The organism is Rahnella sp. CFA14(1/10) (assembly GCF_004195095.1).
Classification (GTDB): domain Bacteria; phylum Pseudomonadota; class Gammaproteobacteria; order Enterobacterales; family Enterobacteriaceae; genus Rahnella; species Rahnella perminowiae.
Window position 1 is genome coordinate 171543 of sequence record NZ_SEWS01000011.1, and the last position, 7658, is coordinate 179200.

A 7658-nucleotide genomic window follows, 5' to 3' on the forward strand; every position below is an offset into this window, starting at 1 on the left:
AAAAAGCAGTAGGGGAGAAACTGTGAAAAAAATCATTATTAGTGCAGTGCTGGCGCTCGGGGCGTTATCATTGTTCGGTTGTCATACTGCCGCCTTCAATCATGAAAAACCTTTGCAGGCTATGCAGCAGAGTTACAGCGGCGTATTGCCGTGTGCTGATTGCAGTGGTTTGAAGACGTCGTTATTCCTGCAACAGGATGGTACTTACATTCTTCAGGAGGAATATCAGGGCAGCAAAGAGGGCGATCAGGTATTTGCCAGTTATGGACGCTGGGCACGGACTGCCGACAAATTGGTGCTGACTGGCAACAAGGGTGATAAACGTTATTTCCATCCGAAAGATGAAAATCTGGAAATGCTGGACATGAGCGGTGAGCCTATAACTTCTCAGTTCAACTATACATTGAAGCCGGTGCAGCAACATTTGCCTCAGACGCCGATGGCAATGAATGGAATGATGCAATACAGCGCAGACGTTGCCTCGTTTAAAGATTGTGTGACCGGTAAAGTGTTCCCGATGTCGGCAAACCAGTCACTGGAAGAAGGCTACCTTACGGCACGTAAAGCACCGAATCAGCTGGTCTTCCTTTCTATGGATGGCCATTTCATGACGGAACCGTCAATGGAAGAAGGGCAGATGCAGAACGCTGTCGTGGCAGATAAAAATGTCAAATTTGACGCCACGAAGTCCTGCCCTTAATAGCGCACACCGTTTTTTAATAACGAAAGCCTGGCTCAACAGCATCAATAAAAATGCCCGCTTAAGCGGGCATTTTTTATGGCAAACAATTGTTATCCGATCTTAACGCGGGATCTGACTCAGCAGATATTCAATGATATCGCTTTGTTTGATCATCTGCTTTTCGCCGGTGCGACGGTTTTTGTATTCCAGCTCTTCTGCATCCAGATTACGATCACCAATCACCACCTGATGCGGCACACCGATCAGTTCCATATCTGCAAACATGACGCCCGGACGTTCTTTACGATCGTCGAGGATCACATCGATACCGTGTGAACGCAGTTCTTTATACAACGCCTCTGCCGCATCTTTCACGCGGAAGGATTTGTGCATGTTCATTGGCAAAATAGCGACCTGGAACGGAGCGATAGCATCCGGCCAGATAATGCCACGGTCATCATGGTTCTGTTCAATCGCCGCAGCGACCACGCGGGTCACGCCGATACCGTAACAACCCATGGTCATTACCTGATTACGGCCATCTTCGCCCTGAACGGTCGCATTCATCGCTTCTGAATATTTAGTTCCGAGCTGGAAGATATGACCGACTTCGATACCGCGTTTGATAACTAAAGTACCCTGGCCATCCGGACTTGGATCACCAGCAACGACGTTACGGATATCGGCAACTTCTGGCAGCGCAACATCACGATCCCAGTTAATACCAAAGTAATGCTGACCATCGATGTTAGCACCTGCGCTAAAATCGCTCATGGCGGCGACGGAACGGTCAGCAACAACTGGCATCGGCAAGTTCACCGGACCCAGTGAACCCGGACCAGCAGCAACGATTTCACGAATTTCAGCTTCCGTTGCGAAAGTCAGTGGTACAGCAACTTGTGGCAATTTTTCCGCTTTGATTTCGTTCAGCTCATGATCACCACGAACCAGCAGCGCCACCAGTTTATGGCCACTTTCCGCTGTTGCGTGAACCATCAGCGTTTTCACGGTTTTCTCAACCGGCACCTGGAACTGTTCAGTCAGTTCAGCGATGGTTTTGGCATTGGGTGTTTCAACAACACGCATTGCTTCGGTTGCTGCAGCGCGCGGAGTCGCCGGAGCCAGCGCTTCAGCGAACTCAATGTTAGCCGCGAAATCCGAAGAGTCCGAGAACACGACATCATCTTCGCCGCTTTGTGCCAGGACCTGGAATTCATGAGATGCGCTGCCGCCGATAGAACCGGTATCCGCCATCACGGCACGGAAATCCAGGCCCATGCGGTTGAAGATCTGGCTGTAGGCTGCGTACATTGCATCGTAAGTTTCCTGCAGAGATTCCTGTGTTGTGTGGAACGAGTAGGCATCTTTCATCAGGAATTCACGGGAACGCATCACACCAAAGCGCGGACGAACTTCGTCACGGAATTTGGTCTGGATCTGGAAGAAGTTCAGTGGCAATTGCTTGTACGAACTGACTTCATTACGGATCAAATCAGTGATGACTTCTTCATGGGTCGGGCCCAGAACAAATGGACGATCGCCACGGTCAACAAAACGCAACAACTCCGGACCGTATTGTTCCCAACGTCCGCTCTCCTGCCATAAATCGGCGGGCTGAACTACCGGCATCGACACTTCAATGGCGTTCGCGTTGTTCATTTCTTCGCGTACGATGTTTTCAACTTTCTTGAGAACGCGTAAGCCGGTCGGCATCCAGGTATACAAGCCTGAGGCCAGTTTACGAATCATTCCCGCGCGCAGCATCAGCTGGTGGCTGATAACTTCTGCGTCGGCTGGCGTCTCTTTCAGAGTAGAGAGCAGATATTGAGTAGTACGCATGATGTTGTTGGTTCCGTTAGCACTGCAAATTGCAATCGGGCTGCCATGAGCAGCCAAAACGTGAAAAGTGGTTTAGTTTACCAGCGAGTTGCTATTGTCAAAAGAGACGCAGAGGAAATTTAGTTTTTGTCGAGAGACAATACCTGATTCACTGAGCCTGAGACCCGCCAGCGGACGTTAAACTCCAGCAAGCGAACGGCATAATCGCGCTCTGCGGCTTCACCCTTGCGATAAGCCGGGCGGGGATCTTGCCCTAAAACCTGCGTGATGAATCGACGCAGATGCGGGTATTGATGCGTATGTTGGGTAATTTGCTGTTCTGCCTGAGGTAAAAATTCGACCGGCATATTGGCATCGGGGGCGTGCTGGGCAAAACCTGCGCGTGCATCAGGATGGCTTTCTGCAAAGGGAAGGTAAGGCTTGATGTCCACGACAGGCGTGCCGTCTACTAAATCCAGACTGCCAAGCTGCAGGATGACATCCTGGCCCTGACAGCGGATCCCTTTCAGTTCAATCAGAGACATTCCGAGCGGGTTCGGCCGGAAAGTTGAACGGGTGGCGAATACACCGGTACGCGCGTTACCGCCCAAACGTGGCGGGCGGACCGTCGGACGCCAGCCGCCTTCCATCGTCTGATGAAAAATAAACATCACCCATAAATGACTGAACTCTTCCAGCCCGCGGACGGCTTCAGGCTGGTTATAAGGTGCATGCAGATGTAATTCGCCGCCACCGTCCTGAATCAATCCGGGCTGGCGCGGAACAGCAAACTTCTCTTTATAGGGCGAGTGAATGGTCCCTATTTGCTCAAAAGAAAATGAGGTCATTTAAACGTGACGTTCAGGGCAGAACCCTGACAAATTGCCTGCTGGAAACAGCCAGGTACGCCGCTGATAATCTGGCACTGATGCAACAACACGGCATTGGCTTTCATATAGGATGCGCGGGTCAGCATTCTCTTCCGTGCGGCAGCCAGGCTTGGTGGCGTATCATTTTGAGCACTCTGGCAAGATTCGCCGGAGACTTCGCCAAGATCACGGAACGGGGTTCCAACTAAAGCTTCTGCATCTTTATAGAGCTTTACAGGAGCGGGGCGCACTGGTGCCGGCTTGGGTTTGACAGGTTTTGGTTCTTCTTTAACAACAGGCGCAGGGGGTGTTGGCTGTGTGTGTTGAGTCAGGGAACAACCCGCCAGCAAAAGTGCCGACAAACAGAGAGGTAAAGCACGCATGGTATATCCTCTGCTTTTTAATATGTTTACAGGAAAGAATGTGGCGTTATTGAACCAAGGTATTGAGGAAATAACAAGGCGGGCATATGCCCGCCTTGTTATTTATTTATGAAAAGATGTATTTGCGAATCTACTATCTTATAAATGAATAGTCAGGAGAAACGTAACGTTCCTGATTTCGGACAATTACCAACCTTTTACTGCGCCGCCGTTGAAGATTTTATTTGCTGCAGCGTTCACTTCATCAGACTGGTAAGCCTGAACAAATTTCTTCACGTTTTCAGCATCTTTGTTATCTTCACGTGCCACGATCAGGTTCACGTATGGAGATTCTTTATCCTCTACGAAGATACCGTCTTTCTCCGGCGTCAGGTTTATCTGGCTGGCATAGGTGGTATTGATAATGGCCAGAGCGATTTTGGCATCATCCAGTGAACGTGGCAGTTGTGGGGCTTCAAGTTCGACCAGTTTCAGATTTTTAGGGTTCTCGGTCACATCCAGAACAGTCGGCAGCAAGCCAACACCGTCTTTCAGTTTGATCAGACCTTGTTTTTGCAGCAGCAGCAAAGAACGACCAAGGTTAGTCGGGTCGTTTGGCAACGCAATCTGATCGCCATCTTTCAGTTCATCAATAGATTTGATTTTTTTAGAGTATCCGGCGATTGGGTAAACGAATGTGTTACCGACCGGCACCAGTTTGTAACCGCGATCTTTGATCTGTTGATCAAGATAAGGCTTATGCTGGAAGGCATTAACATCAATGTCGCCTTTGCTCAGTGCTTCGTTAGGCAAAACGTAATCATTGAAAGTCACCAGCTCAACGTCAAGGCCGTATTTTTCTTTAGCTACTTTCTGTGCAACTTCTGCCACTTGCTGTTCAGAACCGACAATCACACCCACTTTGATATGGTTTGGATCTTGTTCTTTTGGCCCGCAGCCGACTAAAGCCAGCGATCCCAGAAGCGCGCCGACAATGGCAATGGATTTGAATTTGTTAGACATGTCCTTTCCTCAATAAACGGATATAAATCATTCACAGGGTAGCTATTACAGCTGTTTTTATTTATGTGTGACTGCTTTTACAATGCGGTCGCCACAAAATTGTATTAAATACACCAAAACCACTAACAGGACTAATACCGTATTCATCACGGTTGCGTCATAACCGATATAACCATACTGATAACCGATTTGACCCAAACCACCCGCACCCACTGCGCCACCCATAGCAGAATAGCCTACGAGGGTGATCAGCGTGATGGTAGCTGCATTGACCAATCCTGGCAGAGCTTCCGGTAATAAAATTTTACGGATGATTTGCATCGGTGTTGCCCCCATCGCGCGGGAGGCTTCTACCAGACCACTTGGAATTTCCAAAAGAGCATTTTCAACCATGCGGGCAATAAACGGTGCTGCACCCACAGTCAGCGGAACAATCGCTGCCTGCAAACCGATAGAGGTACCGACGATCATGCGGGTGAACGGAATCATCCACACCAGTAAGATAATAAAAGGAATAGAACGGAAAATATTCACCAGCGCTGACATCACGCGATAGACGTTTTTATTTTCTGCAATCTGACCCGGACGGGTGACATATAACAGCACACCAAAAGGCAGACCCAGGACAAAACCAAAGAAGCCAGAGGTTAGCGTCATGATGACCGTTTCCCAGATACCCCGGCCCATTAACCACATCATTGCCTCAGACATAACCGAGTACCTCTACTTTCACCTGATTCTCATGCAGGAAACGAATTGCCGCCTGAGTGTTTTCTTCTGAACCGTGCATTTTTGTCAGCATAATCCCGAACTTCACGCCACCGGCATAATCCATCTGAGCACTGATGATATTATTATTAATGTCAAAGCGACGGACCGCTTCTGAAAGCAGCGGAGCATCCACTGACTGGCCGGTAAATTCTAACCGTAATAAGGGCACTCGACCCGCTTCAGGCGTGGTCAACAGACGCACGGCGTAATCATCCGGAATATCCAGGTGCAATGTTGACTGAATAAACTGCTGGGCAAGCGGAGTCTTAGGATGTGAGAACATCTCGCTCACTTTATCCTGCTCAATCAGTTTGCCATCGCTGATCACGGCAACCTGATCGCAAATGCGTTTTACGACGTCCATCTCATGGGTAATCAGCAGAATCGTGAGCCCCAGACGGCGGTTGATATCTTTCAGCAATTCCAGGATTGCGCGGGTTGTGGCCGGATCCAGTGCGCTGGTCGCTTCATCACAGAGCAATACTTTTGGATTACTGGCCAGCGCACGGGCAATCGCTACGCGTTGTTTTTGTCCACCGGAAAGATTGGCAGGATAGGCGTCATGCTTATCTTCTAATCCGACCAGACTCAGCAGTTCAGAGACGCGCTTTTTAATCGCGGCTGAAGACAGATTGTCGAGTTCCAGTGGCAAAGCAACGTTGCCAAAAACGGTACGTGACGACAGCAAATTGAAGTGCTGAAAAATCATGCCAATCTGTCGGCGTGCACGGGTAAGTGCTTTCTCTGAAAAGGACATCAGATCCTGACCATCGACCAATACCTGGCCTTCAGTCGGGCGCTCCAGCAAATTCACGCATCGGATTAAAGTACTTTTCCCCGCGCCGGAAGAGCCGATGACGCCATAAATTTGTCCGGCAGGGACGTGAAGACTCACGTCAGAGAGCGCGACAATCTGGCGCGAACCCTGCTGGAAAACCTTGGTGATGTTAGAAAGTTTAATCATATTTTTTTTATTCTGTCTTTTTGCCGTGACGTGGTGAATTTAACTCTGCGGAGGTCTTCTCCGTAGTATGGTGTGGATGCTAAGGCGTCTAGACGTCTAAGTCAACCAGGTTAGCATTCTCACAGACATTGAAAACATGCGATACTGGCGCCGTTAATCAGCCATCAGGAGCAAATTCGTGGCACAACCAGTTTCAGCAATCTTTCTTGACCGTGATGGCACTTTGAATGTCGATCACGGTTATGTACATGAAATCGATGACTTCCAGTTCATCGACGGGGTCATTGATGCTTGTCTTAAATTAAAAGAGATGGGCTTTTTACTGGTACTGGTTACCAACCAGTCCGGTATCGCACGTGGCAAATTTACTGAAGATCAGTTTATGACGCTGACAGAGTGGATGGACTGGTCGCTTGCCGATCGCGGGGTTGATCTCGATGGTATCTATTTCTGCCCGCATCATCCGGAAGGCTCCATTAAAGAGTTTACTCAGGTTTGTGATTGCCGTAAGCCCCAACCCGGGATGTTTTTGACGGCCAAAGAAGAACTGGGCATTGATATGGCTTCTTCTTATATGGTGGGCGACAAACTGGAGGATATGCAGGCAGCTGCCGCTGCGGGGGTGGGGCATAAGATTTTAGTGCGTACCGGCAAGCCCGTAACCTCCGTAAGTGAAAATGCCGCCGATGCAGTACTGGAAAGCCTTGCCGCATTGCCTTCCTTTCTAGCAAAAGGCCATAAATAACGTCTTCTGGATAAAAAAACGGCAAACGGAATAAAACTGTATTTATTCGCTTGCCATTAAAATCCAACTCCCTATAATGCCGCTCCATCGACAGGGAACAACGTGAACAACATCACGAAGTAACCGGGTCGGAAAGATTAAAAACAGCGGCAACCGGATGAAATAAACGGTTGACACTGAATGAGGAAAGCGTAATATACGCCACCTCGAGTTAGCAAGCGAAAGCGCGTAACTCACTGCTCTTTAACAATTTATCAGACAATCTGTGTGGGCACTCACAAGACGATATCAGCCACTTCGGTGGCAAAAAATATCAAGTCTTAGAGTGACCAAGCAGTAATTCATTTAGTTGAATTATTACGAAGTAATCTCTGAGCACCGCTTAACATGTTTAAGCAAATCGAACTTTTAATTGAAGAGTTTG

At 48.7% G+C, this 7658-nt stretch carries 8 protein-coding genes; 2 read left to right on the plus strand and 6 right to left on the minus strand.

All coding sequences use genetic code 11. From position 1 onward, the window contains the following. The first annotated feature begins 22 nt into the window (after positions 1 to 22). Positions 23 to 700 (plus strand): envelope stress response activation lipoprotein NlpE, encoded by a 678-nt coding sequence (gene nlpE / locus EVX52_RS21245; protein ID WP_129954996.1) that lies wholly within the window; start codon positions 23 to 25, stop codon positions 698 to 700. A 102-nt stretch (positions 701 to 802) separates the two neighbouring features. Here nlpE and proS read toward each other — a convergent pair whose 3' ends face one another. The 6 genes from proS to metN all read right to left on the minus strand — a co-directional run bounded on the left by proS (position 803) and on the right by metN (position 6489). Beyond that, entirely contained in the window at positions 803 to 2521 is a 1719-nt protein-coding gene (gene proS / locus EVX52_RS21250; RefSeq protein WP_129992067.1) for a proline--tRNA ligase, read from the minus strand. Positions 2522 to 2640: 119 nt separating this feature from the next. Continuing rightward, a complete protein-coding gene (gene tsaA / locus EVX52_RS21255; protein ID WP_129954998.1) occupies positions 2641 to 3348 on the minus strand; it encodes a tRNA (N6-threonylcarbamoyladenosine(37)-N6)-methyltransferase TrmO in 708 nt (235 codons plus the stop codon). Continuing rightward, positions 3345 to 3752, minus strand: a complete 408-nt coding sequence (gene rcsF, locus EVX52_RS21260; protein WP_129954999.1) for an Rcs stress response system protein RcsF — start codon at positions 3750 to 3752, stop codon at positions 3345 to 3347. Before rcsF ends, tsaA begins: the two co-directional genes overlap by 4 nt. Positions 3753 to 3938: 186 nt before the next feature. Then, complete coding sequence (locus EVX52_RS21265) at positions 3939 to 4754, minus strand: MetQ/NlpA family lipoprotein (protein WP_129955000.1); 816 nt, start codon at positions 4752 to 4754, stop codon at positions 3939 to 3941. Positions 4755 to 4811: 57 nt separating this feature from the next. Beyond that, entirely contained in the window at positions 4812 to 5465 is a 654-nt protein-coding gene (locus tag EVX52_RS21270; protein ID WP_015696115.1) for a methionine ABC transporter permease MetI, read from the minus strand. Continuing rightward, the gene (gene metN, locus EVX52_RS21275; protein ID WP_129992068.1) at positions 5458 to 6489 is read right to left on the minus strand and encodes a methionine ABC transporter ATP-binding protein MetN; all 1032 of its coding nucleotides are present in this window, start codon (positions 6487 to 6489) and stop codon (positions 5458 to 5460) included. Before metN ends, EVX52_RS21270 begins: the two co-directional genes overlap by 8 nt. Positions 6490 to 6667: 178 nt before the next feature. On the opposite strand from metN, the gene gmhB reads away from it, so the two are divergent. Beyond that, positions 6668 to 7234, plus strand: coding sequence for a D-glycero-beta-D-manno-heptose 1,7-bisphosphate 7-phosphatase (gene gmhB / locus EVX52_RS21280; protein WP_129992069.1), 567 nt, complete (start codon positions 6668 to 6670; stop codon positions 7232 to 7234). Positions 7235 to 7658: the final 424 nt, after the last annotated feature.

Excerpts from the sequence above, each read along its gene's own strand:
- proS (WP_129992067.1), bottom strand. The coding sequence starts at position 2,521 with ATGCGTACTACTCAATATCTGCTCTCTACTCTGAAAGAGACGCCAGCC.
- tsaA (WP_129954998.1), bottom strand. The coding sequence starts at position 3,348 with ATGACCTCATTTTCTTTTGAGCAAATAGGGACCATTCACTCGCCCTAT.
- rcsF (WP_129954999.1), bottom strand. The coding sequence starts at position 3,752 with ATGCGTGCTTTACCTCTCTGTTTGTCGGCACTTTTGCTGGCGGGTTGT.
- EVX52_RS21265 (WP_129955000.1), bottom strand. The coding sequence starts at position 4,754 with ATGTCTAACAAATTCAAATCCATTGCCATTGTCGGCGCGCTTCTGGGA.
- EVX52_RS21270 (WP_015696115.1), bottom strand. The coding sequence starts at position 5,465 with ATGTCTGAGGCAATGATGTGGTTAATGGGCCGGGGTATCTGGGAAACG.
- metN (WP_129992068.1), bottom strand. The coding sequence starts at position 6,489 with ATGATTAAACTTTCTAACATCACCAAGGTTTTCCAGCAGGGTTCGCGC.